The following is a 24,316-nucleotide window of genomic DNA, read 5'->3' as shown; positions in this document are numbered from 1 at the left end:
TCGAAAAGACAAGGGCGGCCCGGAGACCGCCCTTTAAAGTCAATGGTCTATTACTTTTAGCCGCTATCAGGCCCTGAGCGCCTCGTTCTCCGGATCGAACGGGCTTTCCGGGATGACGCTTGCATTATAGAGCGTGCCGAGGATCTTGATCTTCAGCTTCGTGCCGGCCACCGCATAGCCGGGCTTCACCATGGCAAGCGCCAGCGACTTGCCGACGCGCCAGCCATAGGCACCGTTGGTGGCGCGGCCGATGAGCTCGCCTGTCTCGTCGTAGATCGCCTCGGAACCGCGGGCATCCACATCGTTGGCGCCCTCGACCGCAAGCGTGCAGAAATTCCACCTGAGCCCCTTCTCCCTGTAGGAAAGCAGGCCTTGTTTGCCGAGAAAATCCTTGTCCGTCTTGATGAAGCGGTCGAGGCCGGATTCGTAGGCATTGTACTCGATCGACATTTCGCGCGGGATCAGCCGGTAGGATTTTTCGACTGACATGGAGAGCATGGCTCGGATGCCGAACGGCTTGATGCCGAATTCGGCGCCCGCCTCCATCAACTTGTCGAAGATGTAATTCTGCATCTCGATTGGATGATGCAGTTCCCAGCCGAGTTCGCCGACGAAATTGACGCGCAACGCATGGGCCAAGGCCGCCCCGACGGAGATCTCCCTGCCCGAAAGCCATGGGAAATCCTTGTTGTCCAGGCTGGTGCGGGTGAGTTTCTTCAGCACATCGCGGGATTTCGGGCCGGCCAGCACCAGCACTCCAAGCTTCTGGGTAATCTGCTGCAGGCGGACAGAACCGTCGCTCGGCGCGAGCTTGCGCAGATAATCGTGGTCATGCGCCTCATAGGCGCCGGCCGAAACGAGATAGAAACGATCCGGGGCCCATTCATAGACGGTGAATTCCGAACGCACCCCGCCACCCTTTGTGAGCAGATGGCAGAGCGCGATGCGTCCGCGTTTCTTCGGGATTGCATTGGCAAAGATCGAGTCGAGCCACACGCGCGCTCCGGGGCCTGAAACCTCCATCTTCGCGAAGGCCGACATGTCGAGCACGCCGACATTCTCGTGCACGTTCTTGATCTCGTTGCCGACGTGTTCGAAATAATTGGAACGACGGAATGACCATTTCTCGACGATCCGGCCATCATCCAGCGGCGGCGCGTGATTGTGGCTTGTGATGACGTCGGCGCCGACGCCGAGATCTTCGTTCGCCACCTCGTAGCCTTCCGGCGCAAACCAGTTGGCGCGCTCCCAGCCATAGACGGAACCGAAGACGGCGCCGAGTTTCTTCAGGCGGTCAAAGACCGGCGTGGTTTTCAAGGGCCGCGCTGCGGCACGCTCCTCATCGGGATAATGCATCGTGAAGACGTTGGCATAGGCCTCCTCGTTCTTCTCGATGAGATAACCTTCGGTGGCGTAAGGCCCGAAGCGGCGCGGATCGACGCCCATCATGTCCACGGTCGGCTCGCCGTCGACGATCCACTCGGCAAGCTGCCAGCCGGCGCCGCCGGCCGCCGTGATGCCGAACGAATGGCCTTCGTTGAGCCAGAAATTTTTCAGTCCCGGCGCCGGGCCGACGATCGGCGAGCCGTCCGGCGTATAGGCGATCGCACCGTTATAGACCTTTTTGATGCCCACTTCGCCGAAGGCCGGCACGCGGGTGATGGCAGTCTCAATATACGGCATCAGCCGGTCGAGATCTTCGTTGAACAGCTCGTATTCGCTGTCGTCGGACGGGCCGTCGACATAGCAGACCGGCGCACCGACTTCGTAGGGACCAAGCAGCAGGCCGCCATTCTCCTCGCGCATGTACCAGGAGGAATCCGATTCACGCAGGACGCCCATTTCCGGCAGGCCCTTGGCCTTGCGTTCCTGGATCGCCGGATGCGGCTCGGTAACGATATACTGGTGCTCGACCGGAATGACCGGAATGTTGATCCCAACCATCTCGCCTGTCTTGCGGGCGAAGTTCCCCGTACAGGAGATGACGTGCTCGGCGGTGATCTCGCCCTTGTCGGTTGTCACCTTCCACAGGCCGTCGGCCTGCAGCTCGATCGCCATCACGGTCGTGTTGCGGTAGATGGTGGCGCCGCGGTCGCGCGCGCCTTTGGCGAGCGCCTGCGTCAGATCGGCCGGCTGGATATAACCGTCGTCCGGATGCTGGATCGCGCCGAGGATGCCGTCGGTCTCGCAAAGCGGCCAGATCTCCTTGACCTGATCCGGCGTCAGGATGTTCACCTTGACGCCGATCGTCTCGGCGATACCGGCATAATACATGTACTCTTCCCAGCGGTCTTTGGTGCGGGCAAGACGGATGTTGCTGACATTCGCAAAACCGACATTCATGCCGGTTTCCTGCTGGAGTTCCTGGTAGAAACGCACCGAATACTTATGGAGCTGGCCGACCGAATAGGAGAGGTTGAAGAGTGGCAGAAGCCCTGCCGCATGCCAGGTCGAACCGGAAGTCAATTCCTTACGCTCGATCAGGACCGCATCACTCCAGCCTTTTTTCGCCAGATGATAAAGCGTCGAAACGCCGACCACGCCGCCGCCGATTACCACCGCCCGTGCATGTGTCTTCATGGAATGAACCCCTTTTCGGCCTCGTCCGGCCTTAACGATACTTTCGGGGACTATGCAATTCCAGCCGGCGGCTCAAACGCCTGATTACGACATTGCGACATCCAGCTCGCGACGATCGTTCGATGCCGGGTTTGAAGCCCCGTCAGATACCGCCACCGTCGTCTATTTCCTCTGGTGAAAAGGGCTTGGGACCATTCTTTGGTTGCGAAAGGATTGTGACATCCTGGCGAGGATAGGGTATCTCGATCCCTTCGGCGCGGAACCGTTTCAAGATGTTGGTGCGCACGGAATTTCGGATACGAATGCCATCCGACATGTCGGCAAGATGGAACCGGAGCTCGAAATCGAGCGAGGAGCCGCCGAAAGCCATGAAATCCACATGGGGACCGGGGTTCTTCAAGACTTCGGGAATTTCGTCGACGATCTCCAGCAGTATCGCGATCACCTGTTCCGGGTCGCTGTCGTAACTGACGGACACCGGGATCTCGGAACGCTGTATGCGGTTTTTGAGCGTCCAGTTGCCGACCGGAGCATTGATCAGATCCGAGTTGGGAACGATGATCGCCTGCTGGCGGAAAGTCTCGATCTCGGTGGCGCGCACGGAGATGCGCTTCACAATGCCTTCGGTCGTTCCGGTCACGACAAAATCACCGACCTTGAACGGCCTCTCCACAAGCAGGATCAGGCCGGATACGAAGTTCGACACGATGTTCTGCAAGCCAAAACCGATGCCGACTGAGAGCGCCGAGGCGACGAGCGCGAAGCTCGACAGGTCGATACCGGCAGCCGAGACGCCGATAATGACCGCAAGCCCGACACCGAGATAGCCGATGCCGGTCCTCACCGAATTGCGAACGCCGAGATCGACCTGGCTACGGGCCAGCACATTGCCGTCGATCCATCTCTGCACCCAGCGCGTGACGACGAAGCCAACGCCGAAAAGCAGCAGGCCGCCCAGGATGCCAACAATCGAGATCGAGATATTGCCGACGCGGATTTCCGTGAAGAAGCTGAATATCCAGGCTTCGATATCGGCAATCTGGAACCCCCACGTAAGCAGGATCAGCGGGATCCCCAAGAACAGAGCGAAGGCATAGACGCCAAGCCCTGCGACGAGTCCCGCCTGATCGAGCGCCACTTCGTTGAAGTGGAAGCGTTCGGCAAGCCTGCGCCCTGCGGCCGTCGCAGTAAACGAGCCCTGCTTCGAGATCGCCTTGCCGGAAAGAAGTCCGATATAGATGAGGACGATGACGGCGCCGGTCAGCACGATCTGGGTCGAGGCGAAACGTGCGAGCCCTATGTAGCCGGTCAAAACCGAAAGAATGAGCAAACCGCCCATTAACCGGAGCAGTAGAGGAAAGAAACGTGGCCAATCATGCCCCGGCCCGTCCGGGTCCTCTCCCTCGACGAGCCTCGGCTTGACGAAGGAAATTGCAATCAGCATCAGACCGACGATGACCGAGGCAAGCAGGCTCTTGACGATGGTGAGCACAAGCGGCGAATTGAGCGCTTCGCTGATCGCACCGAGCAGATAGTCGAGCCCGTTGACGATTGCCATGGCGAGCACCGCTATCGTCAGCCGTTGTGCGCCACGATTGGTGATGCGCACCAACCGCCATTGCGGCTCTCCAGGCGCCAGAACGCCATAGGTGAGCTTCGAGACGAAATAGACGAACCAGACGAATCCGAAGAAAGTCGCAATGATCGGTGAGACGTCCGGCCGGAGCACATTGAAACCATCCAGGAACAGGAAGGATGCGACGAGGAAGGACGCAAGCGATATCGTCTGAATGACGGTAGACCAGAAGGCGACGGAGAGTCGCCGGATATAGGATGGTGACTCCTGCCCGTCGCGGCGGATGAAGCGACCGAATATTCGATATCCGCCGGAGAGAAAGAGCATGCCCGCGCCGAGCGACAGTGCGATGGCGCCGAGCAGTTGCAGCTTCTTGTATTTCCAGACGAAGCTGATCCAGCTTCCAAAAGTGGAGCCGAAATTCCGAACCTCGGCGACGAATGCCGTGCCGGCATCCGCGAACAATTCGCCCGACAATTCCGTATGGCGGAATAGCGTTTGAGCAAATAGCGTGCGACGCAGATTGGTGATCGAGTTGGCAAGCTGGGTCGCACTGTTCGACAGGGCGCCGGCATCATCGACGATGATGTTAAGTTCCGAACGCTCGTTGAGCAACCGGCCGCGCTCTTCTGTTACTGCCGGCGCCTCCGAAGCCTGACCGGCGGTCGGCGGCTCCCCCAGGCTCGCGAGGCGCGACTGGATCTGCTCGATCCGCGTCCGCATCGCGTCGGAAATAGCACCCATCTCCTCAACGATCTTCTCAGCCTGAACCCTGAGTTCCGCCAGGCGTGCATCGTCGCTGGAATCTTCCTGCACCCGGCTGCGGAAGGTATCGAGCTGCCGGCGGATCGCTTCGATCTTTGCCTTCATGTCCGCATTGATCGAGTCGATCGTGACTGCTGACTCAAGTTGGGGCTGAGGCTGCTGTAGCATTTGCGCGCCCGCAGGCGACGGTAGACAAAACGCAGACGCGTTGATCGTGAGCAGGAGGATTGTGACAATCGCGCGGGCTACGCATACAATTGTCGAAGGTCCGGTCGTGGAAGGTGCCAAATCGGTGCTCTTTGTCTTTCGATCAGATTCGTGCCGCGAAAATAGAGGGACTTCGCGGCGAAGAAAAGGAAGCCCGCCTTTCCCGCACCTGGAATTGGAACAATCACATGGAACCTGGAACATTTCCGTGCGTTACCTTTTGCCAATATCAAACAGGAGGGTAAATTATGGAAGGTGCAGGGGTAGGCTGGATCGCGGCCATCATCATCGGCGGCATTGCGGGCTGGCTCGCAGAACAGTTCATGAAGAGCAATATGGGCATCCTCATGAACATCCTTCTCGGGATCGTCGGTGCTATTGTCGCCAATGTCATCCTTGGCGTTTTCGGGGTCGTGCTCGGTGGTTGGATCGGATATCTGATTGCCGGATTCGTCGGCGCCTGCATCCTGATCGCGATCGGGCGGGCAATACGACGCTAGTATCCTGATTCCAAATCTATCTTTCGAAATAGATCAGGAATTGTATTTCATACCATCGGGGCTGAAAGTCATCATCATTTAGCCTGCTGACATCAGAAACCGGCGCCGGGCTTGGAAAGATATTCAAGCTCGGCGGCGGTAGATTCCCGTCCGAGCAGCGAATTGCGGTGCGGGAAACGGCCGAACTCACGGATCACCGACCGGTGACGTTCGGCATAGTCCAGGTATTCCCCATCCCCGAGCAGTGTGAACAGCTCAACCGAGCGATCCTGTTCGGCAAGATTTTCGGCATGCTCGAAGGGCAGATAGAAGAAACCACGCTGCTCTGGCGGCACCGCCATGTCGGCGCCGATTTCGATGGCTAGCTTTGCCTCCCGCAGCGCCAGCCAATCGGTCGCAAAGGCAAGCGGCGTGCCCCTGTAGATGTTGCGCGAAAACTGGTCGAGCGCGATGACGGCGGCAAGCCGGTTCTGCGGCGACGCCCGCCACTCGTCGAATTCACCGCGGGCGAGTGAAAGATGCGTGGGCGCAAAATGCCTGCGCATGGCTTCGTCCAGCGCCTCGTTCTTCTCGAACCAGTCCTTGCGGGTCAGTTCCTTGAACCAGAACGAGAATACTTCCTCGGGCGTTTTGATGTTCGTCTGCGCCATGGGCGATCTCCTCAATCGAGGCGAAGCAGGGAAATATCCTTGCCGAGCATGCGGGCAAGCGCCTCGACGACCAGATTGTGGTCCTCCCGCTGCGGCAAACCGGAAACCGTCACCGCGCCCACGCAGCCGACGCCGGCCACCGTGATCGGAAAGCTGCCGCCATGGGCAGCGTAGTCGGCGGATGACAATCCATATTTCTCTTGGAGCGTTGCCTCCTGCTGCGTCAGCTTCCGGCCGATCGCATAGCTCGACTGGAAGAAGCGAAGCACAAGGTTGCGTTTACGGCGAACCCAGCCTTCATTGTCCGCCGTGGATCCCGGTAGCGCTGCATAAAAGGCCGGCATTGAATGCAGCCGCACGTCGATTGCGACACCCTGCCCCCGTTCCGTCGCCATATGGCGAAGAAGCGATCCAAGGTCCCAGGCGGTGGAAAGGTCAAAACGGTCGAAGACAAGTGTCCTCTCCTGTTCGGCGATCTTCGCGATATCCTCTTCGATGGCCATATCCGTCGTCCTCCGCTTGCGGCAGCGGGGGCATTGATGCCGCCAAAGCGGCGGAAAGTAAAGTTCTGCCGCCTCTTCCGCGGGGGCAGGTTTCCGCACAATGAAGAAGGCGCCTGGTTCGCAGACAGCGAAGCCGAACCCAGCTGACCGCTGGACCTCAGGGCATCAAGGCATGAGTTCGTGTATCGAGGAAAGCAGCTTTTCGTGCTGGTAGGGTTTCGGCAGGAAGAGCGTATTGGCCGGTAACAGCATCGGATCAAGGTTGACCACGCCGGACGTGATGATGATGCCGACACTTGGACGAATGGCACGGACGCGTCGCGCAAGCTGAATGCCGTCCATGGAGCCGGCCATGTCGACGTCGGTGAAGACGATGTTGATGTCGGCGCGGTTGCGGAAAAGCACCATTGCCTCGTCGGCATTGCCGGCTTCCAACACCGTGTGGCCGACGTCCTCCAATGCGTCGAGCGTGGTGAAGCGGATCAGCGGCTCGTCCTCGACGATGAGGACAACAGCTCTCTGCGGCATGGGGGTCTCCTTAAGATCCAGGCCCCGCGAAATCGGGAAGTGCCAGGGCCTCTGGACACGCTTCGACCTGCGCTCCGAGCGCCATATAAGAGAGATGCCGATAGACGGCAAGCACAAGGAATGCCCGTAAAAAGACTGCTTGAGACATCAAGGTTGCGGCCTCGGCGCGGCTTGTCGGGATTGAATGGTGGATGATGGCGTTCGGCAAAATGTAATTCTCTGCTGGATCCGCAACGCAACCGGCAAGCGGCTCTTCGACCTGCCGTTGACGCGGGAGCGGGTAAAGGCCGCGATTGGAGCCTGACGATGTGCTGATTTGAGGCGGCGAGGTCAGCTTTTCGTCACCAAGTCTTTGACTTTTGTCGCGTTCCCATTGAACATGTTCCCGAAGCAAAGCTACGTGGGCTCCCAGCCGGCATGACGCCGGTCAGGGGCTCGCGGACCCCCTTCTCGCAAGAGTTGGTGAGCCCCGTCCCAGTCACTGAGAGCAAGCCTTGAGCCACGATCACGACGATCATCATCAGCACGGTCATGACGACCATTCCCACGTCGACTGGCGCGAGAATGGCGTGAAGGTCATCCCCGGCAATTCGCTCGATCCGCACACAGCTCAGACGCCGGGCATGAATCGGGCGACGGCGATCAACAAGGCGCGCGCGGGCGCGGAGAAGATCTGGGCCGGGACCGTGACGATCCATGCCAACGCCAAGACCGGCGCTCATCATCACGGTGATCTCGAAAGCATCATCTATGTCGTAAAGGGCAAGGCTCGCATGCGCTGGGGCGACAACCTCGAATATGTTGCCGAAGCCGGCCCGGGCGATTTCATCTACGTTCCGCCCTACGTGCCCCATCAGGAGATCAACGCCAGCCGAGATGAAACGCTCGAATGCGTTCTGATGCGCTCAGGTCAGGAGCCGGTCGTTGTGAACCTGGACATCGAACCGGTCGAAAAGCCGGAGGAGGTTCTGTGGAAGGACCCCATTCACAAATAGCGATGTTACGGTAGCGGGATGTATCCGGTCGAAAAGAGAGCAGATTTCCGACCTGAGATGCTGTGAGCATTGCTAAAGCCGCCGCAATCCTGGTTTACCGAAGTCTCACTGGAGATTGACCGCTTCGAGGCTGTCCTTTAGAAGGCGGCATTCTGTTCCGAAGCAGGCGCTTCGGGATCTTAGAACGCTCCGGAGCTGATACGGATGGCGCTGTTCCCGCCGGACAAGCGGATGAAACGCGGACGTGATGAGGATAGCCTCCTGTCGCGCTGGCCGGTCTTTGCCGCTGCGCTTCTGATCGCCGCGCTTTTCGGTCTGCTTTCGGGTGTTGTCAAGGACGCGCAATTTCCACGCGGCATCCAGTCCGCCGACAAGGGTACCGATGCTCCGCATCTTTCCAAGCGGGAGCCGCTCAGGTCGCTTGTCGCGACAGACCGGAAAGAGGGAACCAGCGCCCAGTCGACGAGCGCCGACGGTGCGCTCGTCCCGGGTTCCGCAGAAATAACCTTCCCGTTCCATGCTTCGGCTATCACGCCAAATCCCTCGTCCGATCCGGCCGCTTTTGCATTTTGGCCAGGATCTCTACCACGCGCGCCGCCTGTCCGCGCCTGAGGAAATCGCGCTTCGGCGCATTTGTGGCATTAGCATTCTCGCCCCTCACCGCCTGGAAGCGTGATACGGGCCTAGCAGGATTAAAAATATGAGAAATTCCCCATGGTTGGTGGCGAGCTATGTGCTCATCATCTTGGTCGGCGTTTTGGTGGCGCTGCCGAACGCCGTTCCGCAGTCCACGCTCGACCGCCTCCCTTCCTGGCTGCCGCATAGCCGCGTTTCGCTCGGCCTCGATTTGCGTGGCGGCTCGCATCTGGTCCTCGAAGTCGATCGCGCCGACCTGATCAACGAACGCGTCCAGAGCCTGCTGCAGGATGCCCGCCGCGTGCTGCGCGACAAGAATATCAACACCTCGGCGATCCGACGTTCAGGTGACGCGATCACGGTCGCGCTCCGCGATCCCGCCCAGCGCGATGCAGCGGTGACCGAGTTGCAGACGCTTGCCAACCCCGTCGGCCTCGGGACGACCGTTGGCGGCAGCGACCTTTCGATCACCACGCCCTCCGACAACACGATCTCGATTGCGCAGACTGAGGCCGGCATCAATTCCCATATCAGCGCCGCCGTCGACCAGAGCCTTGAGATCATCCGCCAGCGCGTCGATCAGGTAGGCGTCGCCGAACCGACGATCCAGCGTGTCGGCTCCGACCGCGTCCTCGTCCAGCTTCCAGGTGAGCAGGATCCGTCACGCCTTCGCCAGCTTCTCGGCTCGACCGCCAAGATGAGTTTTCACCTCCTCGGCCAGCAGGGAGAGGCCGGCGTCACCATGCTCGCCGATGAGAGCGGCAACCAGTATCCGGTGCTCGACCGCGTCGAGCTCTCCGGCGACCGCCTGACGGACGCCCGCGCCGCCTTCGACCAGCAAACCAACGAACCGGTCGTCAACTTCCGATTCGATTCGGCCGGTGCCAACCGCTTCGCGCAGATCACGCAGCAGAATGTCGGCCGCCCCTTCGCGATCGTGCTCGACAACAAGGTGCTGAGCGCGCCGGTCATCCGCACGCCGATCACCGGCGGTTCCGGCCAGATTTCCGGCGGGTTCTCGGTCGAGGAAGCCAATACGCTCGCAGCACTGCTGCGCGCCGGCGCCCTGCCCGCCAAGCTCACCGTCATCGAAGAGCGCACGGTCGGCGCCGACCTCGGTTCGGATGCGATCGAAAAGGGCCTGTTCACCGGCCTGATCGGCTTCGCGCTTGTCGTCATTTTCATGGTCGTGCTCTACGGCGGATGGGGTGTGCTCGCGATTACCGCGCTGTTCATCAACGTTATCCTGACCTTTGCCGCCTTGACCCTTATCGGCTCCACGCTGACGCTTCCGGGTATCGCCGGCGTCGTGCTCGGCATCGGGATTGCGGTCGACGCCAACGTCCTCATCAATGAGCGCATCAAGGAGGAGAGCCGTAAAGGCCGCAGCGCCTTTGCGGCGATTGACGCGGGTTTCAAACGTGCCTACTCGACGATCGTCGACAGTAACGTTACGACCCTGATCGCGACCGTGCTCCTGTTCTGGTTCGGTTCCGGCCCTGTCCGGGGCTTTGCGGTCACGATGGGTCTCGGCATCATGATCTCGATGTTCACGGCCGTCTCCATCGTCCGCGTCGCGATGATCTATTTCACCGCCCGCTATAAGCTGAAAAAGATCGACATCCGACCGCTGCTGCCGATCAAGCTGGTTCCGGACGGCACTCGGATCAAGTTCATGAAGGCACGTTTCTTCGGCATTGCCTTCTCCGCGTTCCTGTCGATCGCGTCGATCATCCTGTTCTTCACGCCGGGCCTGAACTACGGCGTCGATTTCAAGGGCGGCATCCAGCTCGAAGTGGCGACCGCCGGCCCCACCGATCTTGCGAAGTTCCGTTCCGACCTCGGTTCGCTTGGTCTTGGCGACGTCGCGCTTCAGGAGTTTGGTGCAGCGAACCGCGTGCTTGTGCGCGTCGAGCGCCAACCGGGCGGCGAGCAGGCCCAAACGACTGCCGTGGAGCGGTTGAAGTCCGAGATCTCCAGGATCGATTCCACCGCGCATGTTGAGCGTACGGAAGTCGTCGGCCCGAAGGTCAGCGGTGAACTTGCGACGGCGGGTATCCTGTCCGTGGTTCTCGCTTCGCTGGCCATGTTGTTCTACATCTGGTTCCGTTTCGAATGGCCTTTCGCTGTCGGCGCGATTGCGACACTGGTTCTCGACGTAACCAAAACGGTCGGTTTTTTTGCACTGACCGGCCTCGACTTCAATCTGACCGCGATCGCAGCCCTTCTGACCCTGGTCGGCTACTCGGTCAACGATAAGGTCGTCGTCTACGACCGCATGCGCGAAAATATGCGGCTCTACAAGAAAATGCCGCTGCGGGAGCTGATCGACCTGTCGATCAACGAAACGTTGGCGCGTAGCCTTTATACATCGGCAACTACTTTCCTCGCCATGCTGCCCATGGCGATCTGGGGCGGCAGCGCAGTCTCCAGCTTCGCAATCCCGATGGTATTCGGCATTGCGATTGCGACCTCTTCGTCCGTTTTCATCGCAGCGCCCATCCTGCTCTTCCTTGGCGACTGGCGCACCCGCCGCAACAAGGCCCACGGGGTAGACGCTGCCGGCGAAACGGCTATCGAAGATGGCGACCGCGCCAAGCAGGCCTGATCTGCCGGGCTCAGACAATGGCACGGGGCGGATCTCCATCCGCCCCCTTTTTATTGAAACTCTCCCATGTTCGATTTTGCCGCCTATGCCGGCCTTTTTTCCGCAGCTTTCGTCGCCGCCACCATCTTCCCGATGCAGTCGGAAGCGATCCTTGTCGGCCTGATTCTGTCTGACCGGTATTCACTCGCTGGATTGTTTCTAGCGGCTTCGGTGGGCAATACGCTCGGAGCGGCAGTCAACTGGTTCATCGGCCGCGGCGTCGAGCAATTCCGCGACAGACGCTGGTTTCCCGTCACTCCCGAAAAGCTCGACCGAGCGCAGGTCTGGTATCGGAAATATGGAAAATGGTCGCTGCTTCTGAGCTGGCTGCCGATCGGTGGCGACGCGATCACCGTCGCGGCGGGCGTTCTGAAAGAACCCCTGCCGATCTTCCTGATCCTCGTCTTCATCGGCAAGTCTATACGCTATCTGGTTCTGACTGCAGCCACGCTCAGTCTGGTCTGATCTGCAGTCCTTCGTTGCCGAAGTCTATGAGCGTCTTCCAGAAATCGGCGAAGAACCGGTGCGCAAATGTTTCCAACGAGCCACCTGGAGGCTGCGCGGCCCACCGCTCGCTCGCCACCCGCAGCGCGCCGATCACCACGGCTGCCAGAAGCCGCATGCGCTCGCTCTCTTTTTCGCTGCGGCTGCGGGCTTTCAGAGCTTCCGTAAGCTTCGCTTCGAGCTTGGCATATTTGAACTGATCGCGGGCATTGAGCACCGGCGTGCGCCGGATCAATTCGCCAAGCCTGAGCGCTCTCTCGTCTGCGGCCGAAACGATGGCGCTTGTCAAACCGTATTGCACGGCCTTGACCACCGGTTCGTCCAGCGGACGGGAGGCGATTGCTCTCATCAGATGCTCGGCAAACCCGTCCTGCCAGGCAAAGACAACGTCTTCCTTCGAGGGGAAATAATCGAAGAAGCTGCGCTTGGAGACATCGGCGCGTTCGGCGATGTCCTCGACGGTCGTGACGTCGAAACCGCGCTCCAGGAATAGGCTGATTGCTGCCTGTTCGATACGCTCACGGGTCTGCCGGCGTTTGCGTTCGCGTCTACCTTCCGTTTCCCTGCCCGTCGCCTTCGTCATTTCATCCGATGCGATCATCGCTCGTAGGATCGGTATTCGGGGCCGGGCGTATCACCGTCTCGGAATGAGATTGAGGGCGCTCGCGCGCGAGATCCAATGGCTTACGGCGAGAAATCCTGTAGACGCTCGCCGGCGGCAGGTTCCGCACGGTGGCGCCGATATGCGTCGCCTTGAGGCCCAGCCGGTCAAGGATCGGACGCGGAACGGGACAGCGTGGTCCGTAGGTGAACTGGTAGAGGGCACCGCCCGGACGAAGATAGGTGAAGGCGCCGCCGAGGATTGCCGTCACCTTGCGCGGCGACATCGAAAGAAGCGGCAACCCGCTGACGATAGCTCCGGCTATTGCGCCATCGAAAAGATCGGCATGCGCGAGCTTTGCCGCATCCATCTGCAGCACCCTCGCCTGCGGAAACCGCCGTTGCAGGCCAGGCACGAATTCGGGTCCGTATTCAATCAGCGTCAGATCGGACTCGGCAACGCCGCGCGCAAGCAGCGCGCGGGTGAAGACCCCAGTCCCCGGCCCGAGCTCGATCACCGGCCCGTCGAGCGGCGCTATCTCCTGGGTCATCAGCCGCGCGAGCGTGTCGCCGGAAGGTGCAACGGCTGCAACACGCATGGGATTGCTTATCCAGGAACGGAAGAAATGCAGGAAATCGGAGAATGCGACGTCTGCTCTCATGGTCAGAGACTCACCGGTGTGAAAATGCGATCGCGTATTCCTCCGACCTTCACAGCCTGCATGGCAATTCCAAGGCATAAGAACCTCCGTCCTAAAAAAACAGCTTGGCTGCGCGTCGAATGACCCAGGTAACGCCGCGGCCAAAACGAAGTTAGTAAATTTTTGCACCAAGTGCAATATTATCACGAGAAAGTGCTGGCCGATGCCTTGCCGGCTGAAACAATCAGCCCTTGAAGCGAACCGAAAGCCGCCCATCATCAGCAATATGTGTTGTCACATCGAGATAACCGGGAATCTTCCAATGCCCGGTCTCGATCTCATGGTTATGCGTGGCGGTGATGACCATGATATCGGCGCCGGCCGCCTCTCCTGCCCGGATGCCGGCAAGCACGTCCTCGAAGACCAGAGCCTCTGACGGGTTCACGCCGAGCCGTTCTGAGCCGAGGATGTACCCTTGTGGATTGGGCTTGCCGACCGTCACATCCTCTGCTGTGACCATATAGCGCGGTTCGGGAATGCCGGCCGCTCCAAGCCTGCGCTTCGCCAGCTCGATCGGCGAGGATGTAACGATCGCCCAGCGCTCCGGCGGCAGGGCTGAGAGGAACTCCACCGCGCCCGGGATCGGCACGACGCCTTCCACGTCCTCGATCTCGCCGCGCAGGATGAAATCCGCCTCGGCGACCGGATCGATGCCCGGCAGGTTCAGCGCACTGATCGTGTCGATGCCGCGCTTGCCATGCATGGTCGGCAGAAAGCTTTCGACATCGAGCCCCATGGCCGCCGCCCAGCGGCCCCAGACCCGTTCCGCCGCGGCAAGCGAATTCAGGATCGTTCCGTCCATGTCGAAAAGGAAGGCGGCGTAGGCTTTTTGGGGAAGCTTGATTTCCGGCGCGGCGGCAAAAGACAAGGGCAGATCCTTCAGGGGGGAATCCGACGCATAAATGGCCGGAATCGGTTTTGGTTCAACTCTACCATATGAAGATGCAAATCGATTGAAACAAGTATTGCCGCCATCCTTGCCTTCCCTTTTCAGCACGGTAGAACTGTCTTACTAGGTCGAATGCAAGGGAGGACGTCTTGGCCCAGGTTTCCGTGTCCCATCCGGATCTCGCCGATTCTGGCGTGCTGGTCACCGGCGGCGGTTCGGGCATCGGCGCAGCATTGGTGGAAGGCTTTGCCGCTCAGGGCGCGCGGGTCGCCTTCATCGACATCGCCGACGATGTCAGCCGGAATCTGGCCGCGCGACTGACAGAGAAATCCCGCCATCCGGTTCTCTACGTGAAAGCCGATCTCCGCAACATCGAAGAGGCCAAGGCTGCAGCGAACGAAGCTGCACGCAGGCTCGGATCGATGTCCGTGCTCGTCAACAACGCCGGATGGGATGACCGCCACGAGCTGGAAGCCGTAACGGAGGAATATTGGGACAATAGCCAGGCGATCAATCTGAAGCAGATGTTCTTTGTCTCGCAAGCCGCCGTTCCGCATCTGCGGAAAGCCGGCGGCGGCGCGATCGTCAATTTCTCCTCGATCGCCTACCTGCTCAATATGGGTGAAATGCCAGCTTACACGACCGCCAAGGCCGGCATCATCGGATTGACCAAAAGCCTGGCGGGAAAGCTCGGACCGGAGAACATTCGTGTGAATGCGATCTTGCCTGGCATGATCGTAACGGAACGCCAGAAGGAACTTTGGCTGAAGGAGGAGAATATTGCCGCGATGGTCGCTCGCCAGTGCTTGAAGCGGGTGCTTGTGGCGGAAGATCTTGTCGGCCCCTGCCTGTTCCTTGCCTCAACCGCCTCCGCCGCCATGACGGCCCAGACGATCGTCATCGACGGCGGAGCGCTTTGAATAGGGAAAGGGAAATTGTCGCGCGGGCTCCCGGTGGAAAGAGCCCGCGCGACCGGAGGTGAGCTTACTCCGCTGGAGAGAGAGCGGGCGCCGCCTCCGTGCCGTGCTGCCGCAAGGGGCGGCTGCCGGTAAGCAAACGCACCAGCATGTAGAAGACTGGCGTCATAAAGATGCCGAAGAAGGTCACACCGATCATGCCGGAGAAGACCGCGACACCCATGGCCGCGCGCATTTCTGCACCCGCACCGGTGGAGACGACGAGCGGCACCACGCCCATGATGAAGGCCATGGAGGTCATCAGGATCGGCCTCAGGCGCAGCCGGCTCGCTTCGACTGCCGCCTGGAACGGTGTGCGGCCTTCGAATTCCAGCTCGCGGGCGAATTCCACGATCAGGATCGCGTTCTTCGCCGAAAGTCCCACCAGCACCACGAGGCCGATCTGGGTGAAGATGTTATTGTCTCCACCGGTAAACCAGACGCCGGTCAGGGCGGCCAGAACACCCATAGGCACGATCATGATGATCGCAAGCGGCAGCGTTAGGCTCTCATATTGTGCGGCGAGCACGAGATAGACGAGCAGCAGCGCCAGGGGGAAGACGACAATGCTGGAATTGCCGGCCAGGATCTGCTGGTAGGTCAGGTCTGTCCATTCGAAGTCGATGCCCGAGGGCAGCGTCTCGTCGAGGATCTTCTCGATCGCCGCCTGTGCCTGTCCGGACGAATAGCCCGGAGCCGGACCGCCGTTAATGTCGGCCGACAGGAAGCCGTTGTAGCGTGTCGTGCGTTCAGGCCCGGTCTGCGCATCCACCTTGAGCAGAGCGGAAAGCGGAATCATCTGGCCGGACTGCGAGCGAACCTTCAACTGGCCGATATCCTCGGCCTTGGCGCGGAATTTCGCATCCGCCTGCACTCGTACGCTGTAGGTACGACCAAAGGCATTGAAGTCGTTCACATAGAGCGAGCCGAGGTAGATCTGCAGCGTTTCGAAGACATCACTCACCGAGACGCCGAGCTGTTCGGCCTTGGCCCGGTCGAGGTCGGCAAAGAGCTGCGGCACGTTGATCTGGAAGCTCGAGAAGATACCAGCGAGTTCCGGTGTCTGGTAAGCTTTGGCGATGACCGCCTTGGTCGCCTCGTCGAGGGTCTGGTAGCCGAGGCCGGCGCGATCCTCGATCTGCAGTTTGAAGCCGCCCGTCGTGCCGAGACCGTTGACCGGCGGCGGCGGGAACATGGCGATGAACGCGTCCTGGATACCGGCATATTTCTGGTTCAGCGCCATGGCGATGGCGCCGCCCGAAAGCTCCGGTGACTTGCGGTTCTCGAAGTCGTCAAGCACGGCGAAGACGATGCCGGCATTGGAACCGATCGTGAAGCCGTTGATCGACAGACCCGGGAAAGCGATGGCATGTTCGACGCCCGGCTGCTCCATGGCGATATCGCTCATCCGCTTGATCACGTCTTCCGTACGGTCGAGCGTCGCACCGTCCGGAAGCTGGGCAAAGCCGATCAGGTACTGCTTGTCCTGCGCCGGCACGAAGCCGCCCGGCACGGCATTGAACATGCTGTAGGTCAGACCGACGAGCGCAAGATAGATGATCATCACCAGGCTCTTGCGCGAGATCAGCCCGCCGACCGTACGTCCGTAGCCGTTGGAAGCCGCTCCGAAGACGCGATTGAAGCCGCGGAAAAACCAGCCGAAGATCAGATCCATGAACCGCGTCAGTCCGTCCTTCGGGGCGTGATGGCCCTTCAGAAGAAGGGCGGCAAGCGCCGGCGACAGCGTCAGCGAGTTGATCGCCGAAATCACGGTGGAGATAGCGATCGTCAGCGCGAACTGCCGGTAGAACTGGCCGGACAGGCCGCTGATAAAGGCGAGCGGCACGAAGACCGCGACCAGCACCAGCGCAATGGCGATGATCGGACCGGACACTTCCTTCATGGCGCGATACGTCGCGTCACGCGGACTGAGGCCGTTCTCGATGTTGCGCTCGACGTTCTCCACCACGACGATCGCGTCGTCGACGACGATACCAATCGCCAGGACGAGGCCGAAGAGCGTCAGCGCATTGATCGAGAAACCGAAGGCATACATGACCGCGAACGTTCCGATGATCGAGACGGGAACGGCGATCAGCGGAATGATGGAGGCACGCCAGGTTTGCAGAAAGAGGATGACCACAAGAACAACGAGCGCGATCGCTTCGAGCAGGGTCTCGAGGACCTTTTCGATCGAGGCGCGCACGAACTTGGTCGTGTCGTAGACGATCTCGTACTTGACGCCTGTCGGCATGGCAAGTTGCAGCTCGTCCATGGTGGCGCGAACGTTGTCGGCGATTTCGATCGCATTCGATCCTGGAGCCTGCAGGACCGCCACGGCGACGGCCGGCTGCCCGTCCAGCAGCGAGCGCAACGTGTAGTCGGCAGCACCGAGCTCGATGCGGGCGACATCGCGCAACCTGGTGATCTCACCATTCTCACCGCTCTTGACGATGATATTGCCGAATTCCTCCGGCGTCTGGAGGCGGCCCTGGGCGTTGACGTTGAGCTGCAGGTTGACACCTGGCACGCTCGGCGATGCACCAATGATGCCCGCTGCGGCCTGGACGTTCTGGGACCGGATCGCATTGCTGATGTCGCTGGCGGCCAGCGAATGTTCAGCCGCCTTCTGCGGATCGATCCAGACGCGCATGGAATAGTCGCCGGCGCCGAAGACCTGCACTTGGCCGACGCCTTCGATACGGGCGAGCCGGTCCTTGATGTTCAAGGTTGCGTAATTGCGAAGGTAGGTGATGTCGTAGTTGTCGCCGGTCGAAACCAGGTTGACGACCATGATAAAGTCAGGCGAACTTTTCACCGTCGTGATGCCGAGCGCCCTCACCTCGGTCGGCAGGCGCGGCTCCGCCTGTGACACCCGGTTCTGCACGAGCTGCTGGGCCTTGTCCGGGTCCGTGCCGAGCTTGAAGGTGACGGTGAGTGTCAGTACACCGTCGGAGGTTGCCTGGCTGGACATGTAGAGCATGTCCTCGACGCCGTTGATCTGCTCTTCGAGCGGGGTGGCCACGGTTTCGGCAATGACCGTTGGGTTGGCGCCTGGATAGGTGGCGCGCACGACAATCGATGGCGGCACGACTTCCGGATATTCGGAAATCGGAAGCGATCTGACGCCGATGAGGCCGGCGACCACGATGAGGATCGACAACACGGCCGCAAAGACGGGCCTGTCGACGAAAAACCTGGAAATATTCATGTCAAAGCCCTCTCTCCGGGGTTGAACAAGAAACGGAAAGCGTCCGCCCTGCAGTCCATCGGGGCTGCAGGCTACAAACGTGAATGATGTCTTGGAGGCTGACCGGCCAGCAGCCGGTCAGCGGATTACTTTGTAGCGACCTTGGCCTCGTCCTGCGGCTCGACCACGGCACCGGGACGGATACGTTGCAGGCCGTTGACGACGATCCGGTCGCCGGGGTTAAGCCCCTTTTCAACAATCCTGAGGCCATCCACCGCCGAGCCCAGTTCCACCTGCCGGTAGGCGACGGTATTGTTGGCATCGACCACAAAGACGAACTTCTTGTCCTGATCGGTGCCGACGGCCTTTTCACTGACCATCAGGCGATCCTCCGACTTCGGCTGGCCCATGCGCACCCGCACGAACTGGCCTGGGATAAGACGACCACCCGGGTTGTCAAAAACCGCGCGCACACGGATCGTTCCGCTCAGAGCATTCACTTCGTTGTCGATAAGCTGCAACTTACCGCGGATCGGAGCACCACCGTCGGCCAGCGTGCTGACTTCCACCGGCACCTGCTCGATTGCTGGAGCGCCGTTCTGAGCCGGAAGCTGCGCCAGTATCCGGGTCACCAGCTCTTCGCTGGCGTCGAAACTCGCGTAGATCGGATCGGCGGAAACCAGAGTGGTCAGCGGAGCGGACTCCGAACCCGATGCCACGAGATTGCCGACAGTGATCTCCAATCTGCCGACCCGGCCGGAAATCGGCGCCCGAATCTCGGTATAACCGAGATTGAGCTCAGCCACCCTCAATTCCGCCTTCGCGGATTGGAGGTTGGCAAGCGCTTCGCCTTTGGTGCTCTGGCGCTGTGCAAGATCGCTTTGCGAGATCGTATTATTGGCCGCCAGGGTCTTGCCGCGTTCAAGTTCGGTCGTGGCTAGCTGAACCCTGGCTTCAGCGGAGGCCACCTGCCCTTCGGCCTGTGCGACCGCCGCCTCATAAGGTTCCGGATCGATGGTGACGAGCAAGTCGCCCGCCTTCACCAGTCCGCCCTCGCGGAAATGCACCGCCTGGATCGTTCCGGCGACGCGCGGACGGATCTGCACGCGGTCGACGGCTTCCAGGCGCCCGGAGAATTCCTGCCAGGTAGTGACGTTGCGCGGCTCGATGGTTGCGACCGTCACCGGAACGGCCGGTGCCGCCGCGGCAGCCGTCGCAGGAGCAGCATTCGCCCCTTGCGGTATGTCGAGATAGACGGAGGCCCCTGCAATCAGCGCGGCCGTACCCAGTCCGGTGCCCCACAGGGCCCAGTTCTTGATCTTCGATGTCATTGCTACTCTCCTTACGGCCCAGGGAGCAGGCCGCGATCTTCCTTCAAATATAATATGCTATGCACTCAATTCGTGGACGAAGCCGGTAAACTCGGAGCAAAGTGTCTCCATCCATTTTCCGCTGCCGCCCTTGTAAATGCCCGTCCAGCCGCAGCCGACCGGGAAAACCTTCTGCCTAACCGATACGCCCGACGCTGACAGCCGCTCAGCGTAACCGATCGCCTCATCGCGCAGCGGATCATCCTCCGATGTCACGATCAGCGCTGGGGCGACACCCGAAAGCCGCGAACAGAGGCACGGTGCGGCATAAGGATGCTGGAAGCCGCATGCAGAGCGCAGATAGTGGCTCCAACCTTCCGCCCAGCGCTGCCCCATGCCGATCTCGTCGGCCCGGTTGAACGAATTGCTCGCCATCATCGGGTCGATCATCGGCGACATCAGTATTTGCCCGCTCAGTTCGCCCGGCAACACGTCGCGCGCTTTCAACGCCACGCCAGCTGCGATATTCCCGCCTGCCTCATCCCCGGCCACGAATAGCTGGGACTTGCTCAAGCCGCCATACAGCTTCCGCTTTGTGCTCAGATACGCGAGCGCCATAAACGCATGTTCCATAGCCTGAGGAAACCGGCTGTCGGACCCCCTGGCGTAGTCTGCTTCCAAGACGATCGCGCCGGCATCCATTAGCGCAGTGCCTGCCGGCCGCTCTGCCTCTTCCAGCCTCCCGCCCTGAAAGGCATCACCGCGAAAGTAGAGAACGATCGGCGCTCCCTTCACTTTCACCTTTGCCATATCGCCGTAAAGACGCATCGGGATCGGGGGTACGGGAGGACCTTCCAGCCCGATATTCTCCCAAATCCCACTGACGACCTTCTCACTCACAACGGACTCGCTTCGGCGCCCATAAGGGGGCAGCTCTTGCCTTATCACTTGGAACATATATTATTGTTCGCAGTGTTGACCACAAGTCAGCCTAACGGACAACACTATTCCAAATTGATGGATAATATCGCACCGCAACAGGTGACATATGGATCAGCTTTCAGCAATGCGCGTTTTCGTCAGGGTCGTCGAAACCGGTAACTTCACGCGCGCCGCCGCAACGCTCAACATTCCGAAGACGACGGCGACCAACATGGTGCAAGCACTGGAATCGCATCTCAGCACCAAGCTTTTGAACCGTACGACGCGGCGAGTCATAGTGACCACCGACGGGGCGCTCTATTATGAGCGTGCGATCCAGATTCTCTCTGAAATTCAGGAGCTTGACGGCAGCATGTCGAACTCGCAGACGACGCCCTCCGGGCGTGTGCGGGTAGAGATGGCAGGCGCCTTCGCCGACCTTGTCGTCATTCCTTCGCTTTGCGACTTCTATACACGCTACCCGAACATCCGCCTGGACATCGGGGTCGGCGACCGGCTGGTGGATTACATCGCCGAAAACGTTGATTGTGCGCTTCGCGGCGGTACGCCGAAGGATCAGTCGCTGATCGCCCGCAAGGTCGGCGAACTCAGGATGAAGACCTACGCCTCGCCCGAATATATCCGCCGCTTCGGCCTTCCCTCTCATCCGAAGGAACTGGAGGACAAGCACATGTCGGTAGGCTATCTCAACGCCACTGCCGGGCGGACGATGCCTTTCGACTTCCGCCGCGGCGAGGAAGTGATCGAAGTAACTCCGCGCTATGTCGTCTCGGTCAATGATGCGCGCAGCTATCTCACTGCCGCAACCACCGGCATGGGCGTCGCACAGGCGGCCCATTTCATGGCCCGCGATCCGGTCGCACGCGGCGAGCTGGTCGAGGTTCTTGCGGACTGGGAATGCGAATCCCTGCCTCTCTACATTGTCTATCCGCAGACGCGCCACCTCTCGAACAAGGTTCGGGTCTTTGTCGACTGGCTCGCCAAGCTCGTGCAGAACCTCAAGATCGAGGAAAACCGCGAGCAGATCCGGAGGGCGGGCTGAACCAGGCGTTCCTTCAACCATAAATCATGCTCTTCGCAAGGAATTTATGCCTCGGCACCTGCGAGGATGGTAAAGCCGTTCGAGGGTTTGCCTTTTATGATCGGAAGAAGCAGAGCATGACACGTTGGGGACATGTCGCAATCGCCGTACTGGGCGGCATCGCAGCCGCACTGCATGTCGGCAAAGTACCGCCCGCGATCCCGATGCTGCGCTCGGAACTTGGCATGGATCTCGTCGCCGCAGGCTGGCTGATGGGGCTGGTCAGCGCGCTCGGCGCCGTCTGTGGCCTCCTCATCGGTCGCTTCACCGACCATCTGACCCACCGCCGCGCGATGATCCTCGGCCTGGCCTTGCTCATCGCAGGCAGCCTGATCGGTGCCGCGACACATTCCGAAGCGGTGATCTTCGCCAGCCGCGTGCTGGAAAGCGTCGGCCTGATCATGGTCTCCGTCGCGGCACCCGGCCTGATCGCCTCATCGATCGATCCGCGCGATACGGGTCTCGCCTTCGCACTCTGGGGCGTATGGATGCCCGTCGGCGTTTCCGTCATGATGATGATCTCGCCCTTCCTCCTGCCGAGCTTCGGCTGGCAGGGCTCCTGGGTTTTCGCAGCCATGCTGAGCCTCATTCCGATGATTGCGCTGATGACGATGAAAACAGCGCAGCCGAGGGCCGCCGGGCAGGTTCCGACATCGCTGCCGGCGGCGGTCAGGCTCACCGCATCCCGGCCGATGTCCTGGATCCTTTCAGGAATCTTTGCCACCTACAGCGCAAGCTTCATGGCTGTCTTCGGCTTCCTGCCGACGCTGTTGATCGAGGATATGGGGATCGGCCTCGCGGCTGCGTCCGTCATGACCGCGCTTGCCGTGCTCGCAAACGGCATCGGAAATGTGCTTGGCGGCGTCTTCGCCCGATGGGGCGCGCCGCGCTGGGCATTGATCGCCGGCCCTTGCGTCATGCTGACGATGACGGCCTTCATCGTCTTCGGCCATGCCTTTCCGCTGTGGATGAGGTATGGCGCGTCAGTGCTTTACGCCGTTTCAGGTGGCGTGCTGCCGGCGACGATCATGGGTTCTCTGCCCGTCTATGCCCCGCGCCGCGACCTCGTCGGCACATTCAGTGGATTCGTCATGCAGGGGTCCAATATCGGCCAGGTATTCGGTCCGATGCTGCTCGCTTCGATCGTCGCGGCATCCGGCTGGCAGGCGGCACCTTACTACATCTTCGTCACAATGATGCTCGGCTTCGCACTCGCTCTGTGCCTGCGCCAGACCGAGCGCCGCATTGCGGCGGCTCAACCCGAAGCCGCTTGAGAAGACGCTCACCCCTGCCCGGGAATTTCTTTCGTCATGGAAGAATATGGTGGGTGATGTAGGGCTCGAACCTACGACCCGCTGATTAAGAGTCAGCTGCTCTACCAACTGAGCTAATCACCCAAGACCGTCTGCGCGAGGCGTCCTCGCCAGCGGTGTGAGGGGGCGTATAAAGGGGAACGCTGGCCTTGTCCAGCGGCTCTGCAAAAATTATTCGCCTCTTCGGTCAAAAAATCCAACCGGATTGAACTCCAGCAGATATGGAACTGGCAGGATTCGCACCAGATGTGCAAAGAGCAGAAGTTTCAACAATTTACCGCGTCACAATATCGCAATCTTCGACGCATGCCGGAAATTCAAAGGTCAAGCATACCTTCCGCAAGCCTGACGGCTTGCCCGCCGATCCGTGCCTTGGCAATCTCGGCCTCCTTCACGTCGATATGCAGGTAGATGAAAGACGGCCTGCCCATTTCGACGCCCTGCTCCACGAGGAGAGGATGATGCCCGTCCGGCAGTGCATCGAAATGACGGATCGCCCCAGAAAGCGCTGCGACCGCGGCACCCGTCGCCGGGTCCTCTGAAATCCCCATGTCCGGCGAGAACATGCGCGCGTGGAATTTCGCCTGATGGTGGACGCCGCCACGACAATAGACATAAGCGGAAGCAAGCGCCCCTTCGACGAAGGGAGCAGCCCTTTCCCAAAGGAGCGGATCAAATTCCAGGTTCTGCACAATGGCAAGGTTGTGCAGCGGAATCATCAGGAAAGGCACGCCGGCACTCCAGATCGAAGCCACGTGATTCTCGAACCCCATATCCGTCGATTTGACGCTGAGCGCATCGGCAAGCCCCTGATGGTCGAGCAGCAGGTCGATCCGTTGAGGCTTCCTCGGCAGGTCGAATTCCGCAAATCCGGCCTCACCGGCCCGAAGCCGCACGGCGCAGCGCACCGGTCCGACATTTTCCTCCAGCACGCAGACGAGATCCATGTCCGCTCCACGGATGCCGTGATCACGTTCGGCAAGCGCTATAGCCGTCCCAACCGTCGGATGTCCGGCAAAGGGAAGTTCCCTCCCGGGTGTAAAGATCCGCAGCCGCGCGGCATAGGCGGGATTGGAGGAAGACTTCACGAAAACCGTTTCCGAGAGATTCATTTCCCTCGCAATTGCCTGCATGGCATCGTCGGCAAGACCGTCTGCGTCAAAGACGACCGCCAAAGGATTGCCGGAAAGCTTCCTGTTGGTGAAGACGTCATAAATGCTGTAGCGACGGGCCAACAGCAGTT

At 60.3% G+C, this 24,316-nt stretch carries 20 protein-coding genes and 1 tRNA gene; 8 read left to right on the top strand and 13 right to left on the bottom strand.

Annotation, left to right across the window (positions count from 1 at the left end; translation table 11 throughout):
- Nucleotides 1-66: 66 nt before the first annotated feature.
- Nucleotides 67-2,580 (bottom strand): GcvT family protein, encoded by a 2,514-nt coding sequence (locus tag J2046_RS24575; protein ID WP_210056372.1) that lies wholly within the window; start codon nucleotides 2,578-2,580, stop codon nucleotides 67-69.
- Between the two features lie 142 nt (nucleotides 2,581-2,722).
- Nucleotides 2,723-5,026, bottom strand: coding sequence for a mechanosensitive ion channel domain-containing protein (locus tag J2046_RS34465; RefSeq protein WP_233470264.1), 2,304 nt, complete (start codon nucleotides 5,024-5,026; stop codon nucleotides 2,723-2,725).
- 350 nt (nucleotides 5,027-5,376) lie between these two features.
- On the opposite strand from J2046_RS34465, the gene J2046_RS24565 reads away from it, so the two are divergent.
- Nucleotides 5,377-5,628, top strand: coding sequence for a GlsB/YeaQ/YmgE family stress response membrane protein (locus tag J2046_RS24565; RefSeq protein ID WP_210056370.1), 252 nt, complete (start codon nucleotides 5,377-5,379; stop codon nucleotides 5,626-5,628).
- Nucleotides 5,629-5,720: 92 nt separating this feature from the next.
- Here J2046_RS24565 and J2046_RS24560 read toward each other — a convergent pair whose 3' ends face one another.
- The 3 genes from J2046_RS24560 to J2046_RS24550 all read right to left on the bottom strand — a co-directional run bounded on the left by J2046_RS24560 (nucleotide 5,721) and on the right by J2046_RS24550 (nucleotide 7,309).
- Complete coding sequence (locus J2046_RS24560) at nucleotides 5,721-6,278, bottom strand: DUF924 family protein (RefSeq protein WP_210056369.1); 558 nt, start codon at nucleotides 6,276-6,278, stop codon at nucleotides 5,721-5,723.
- An 11-nt stretch (nucleotides 6,279-6,289) separates the two neighbouring features.
- Nucleotides 6,290-6,781, bottom strand: a complete 492-nt coding sequence (locus tag J2046_RS24555; RefSeq protein ID WP_210056368.1) for a heme-degrading domain-containing protein — start codon at nucleotides 6,779-6,781, stop codon at nucleotides 6,290-6,292.
- Between the two features lie 165 nt (nucleotides 6,782-6,946).
- Nucleotides 6,947-7,309: a response regulator gene (locus J2046_RS24550; RefSeq protein WP_210056367.1), complete on the bottom strand. Its 363-nt coding sequence runs from the start codon at nucleotides 7,307-7,309 to the stop codon at nucleotides 6,947-6,949.
- A gap of 494 nt (nucleotides 7,310-7,803) precedes the next feature.
- On the opposite strand from J2046_RS24550, the gene J2046_RS24545 reads away from it, so the two are divergent.
- From J2046_RS24545 to J2046_RS24530, 4 genes are all read left to right on the top strand, one after another.
- Complete coding sequence (locus J2046_RS24545) at nucleotides 7,804-8,304, top strand: cupin domain-containing protein (RefSeq protein ID WP_210056366.1); 501 nt, start codon at nucleotides 7,804-7,806, stop codon at nucleotides 8,302-8,304.
- A gap of 231 nt (nucleotides 8,305-8,535) precedes the next feature.
- Nucleotides 8,536-8,916, top strand: a complete 381-nt coding sequence (locus J2046_RS24540) for a hypothetical protein (protein ID WP_210056365.1) — start codon at nucleotides 8,536-8,538, stop codon at nucleotides 8,914-8,916.
- Nucleotides 8,917-9,004: 88 nt separating this feature from the next.
- Entirely contained in the window at nucleotides 9,005-11,548 is a 2,544-nt protein-coding gene (gene secD / locus J2046_RS24535; protein ID WP_210056363.1) for a protein translocase subunit SecD, read from the top strand.
- Nucleotides 11,549-11,614: 66 nt separating this feature from the next.
- Nucleotides 11,615-12,052, top strand: a complete 438-nt coding sequence (locus J2046_RS24530; protein ID WP_210056361.1) for a YqaA family protein — start codon at nucleotides 11,615-11,617, stop codon at nucleotides 12,050-12,052.
- Here the strand turns inward: J2046_RS24530 and J2046_RS24525 are convergent.
- The 3 genes from J2046_RS24525 to J2046_RS24515 all read right to left on the bottom strand — a co-directional run bounded on the left by J2046_RS24525 (nucleotide 12,039) and on the right by J2046_RS24515 (nucleotide 14,260).
- Entirely contained in the window at nucleotides 12,039-12,674 is a 636-nt protein-coding gene (locus tag J2046_RS24525) for a TetR family transcriptional regulator (protein ID WP_210056360.1), read from the bottom strand. The two genes, J2046_RS24530 and J2046_RS24525, sit on opposite strands and share 14 nt — an antisense overlap.
- A gap of 1 nt (nucleotide 12,675) precedes the next feature.
- Nucleotides 12,676-13,353 (bottom strand): class I SAM-dependent methyltransferase, encoded by a 678-nt coding sequence (locus J2046_RS24520; protein ID WP_210056358.1) that lies wholly within the window; start codon nucleotides 13,351-13,353, stop codon nucleotides 12,676-12,678.
- A 223-nt stretch (nucleotides 13,354-13,576) separates the two neighbouring features.
- Nucleotides 13,577-14,260: an HAD-IA family hydrolase gene (locus J2046_RS24515; RefSeq protein WP_267950868.1), complete on the bottom strand. Its 684-nt coding sequence runs from the start codon at nucleotides 14,258-14,260 to the stop codon at nucleotides 13,577-13,579.
- 170 nt (nucleotides 14,261-14,430) lie between these two features.
- Between J2046_RS24515 and J2046_RS24510 the strand changes: the two genes are divergently transcribed.
- Nucleotides 14,431-15,201 carry an SDR family NAD(P)-dependent oxidoreductase gene (locus J2046_RS24510; RefSeq protein ID WP_210056356.1) on the top strand — a complete coding sequence of 257 codons (771 nt, stop codon included), beginning with the start codon at nucleotides 14,431-14,433 and terminating at the stop codon, nucleotides 15,199-15,201.
- A gap of 64 nt (nucleotides 15,202-15,265) precedes the next feature.
- Here J2046_RS24510 and J2046_RS24505 read toward each other — a convergent pair whose 3' ends face one another.
- The 3 genes from J2046_RS24505 to J2046_RS24495 form a co-directional block, all read right to left on the bottom strand.
- Nucleotides 15,266-18,448: an efflux RND transporter permease subunit gene (locus tag J2046_RS24505; protein WP_210056354.1), complete on the bottom strand. Its 3,183-nt coding sequence runs from the start codon at nucleotides 18,446-18,448 to the stop codon at nucleotides 15,266-15,268.
- 125 nt (nucleotides 18,449-18,573) lie between these two features.
- A complete protein-coding gene (locus J2046_RS24500; RefSeq protein ID WP_210056352.1) occupies nucleotides 18,574-19,758 on the bottom strand; it encodes an efflux RND transporter periplasmic adaptor subunit in 1,185 nt (394 codons plus the stop codon).
- A 57-nt stretch (nucleotides 19,759-19,815) separates the two neighbouring features.
- A complete protein-coding gene (locus J2046_RS24495; protein ID WP_210056576.1) occupies nucleotides 19,816-20,565 on the bottom strand; it encodes an alpha/beta hydrolase fold domain-containing protein in 750 nt (249 codons plus the stop codon).
- 220 nt (nucleotides 20,566-20,785) lie between these two features.
- Here J2046_RS24495 and J2046_RS24490 point away from each other — a divergent pair, with 220 nt between their 5' ends.
- Complete coding sequence (locus J2046_RS24490; RefSeq protein WP_210056351.1) at nucleotides 20,786-21,721, top strand: LysR family transcriptional regulator; 936 nt, start codon at nucleotides 20,786-20,788, stop codon at nucleotides 21,719-21,721.
- 116 nt (nucleotides 21,722-21,837) lie between these two features.
- A complete protein-coding gene (locus J2046_RS24485; protein ID WP_210056349.1) occupies nucleotides 21,838-23,034 on the top strand; it encodes an MFS transporter in 1,197 nt (398 codons plus the stop codon).
- A 47-nt stretch (nucleotides 23,035-23,081) separates the two neighbouring features.
- Here J2046_RS24485 and J2046_RS24480 read toward each other — a convergent pair.
- Nucleotides 23,082-23,157: transfer RNA gene (locus J2046_RS24480), tRNA-Lys, on the bottom strand.
- Between the two features lie 233 nt (nucleotides 23,158-23,390).
- The gene (locus J2046_RS24475; protein ID WP_210056347.1) at nucleotides 23,391-24,308 is read right to left on the bottom strand and encodes a PhzF family phenazine biosynthesis protein; all 918 of its coding nucleotides are present in this window, start codon (nucleotides 24,306-24,308) and stop codon (nucleotides 23,391-23,393) included.
- Nucleotides 24,309-24,316 lie beyond the last annotated feature (8 nt).

The sequence above is a fragment of the Neorhizobium petrolearium genome, assembly GCF_017873175.1.
GTDB classification, from domain to species: Bacteria; Pseudomonadota; Alphaproteobacteria; order Rhizobiales; family Rhizobiaceae; genus Neorhizobium; species Neorhizobium petrolearium.
The sequence above is the reverse complement of the archived record's forward strand: the minus strand, read 5'-3'. Positions and strand labels throughout refer to the sequence as shown.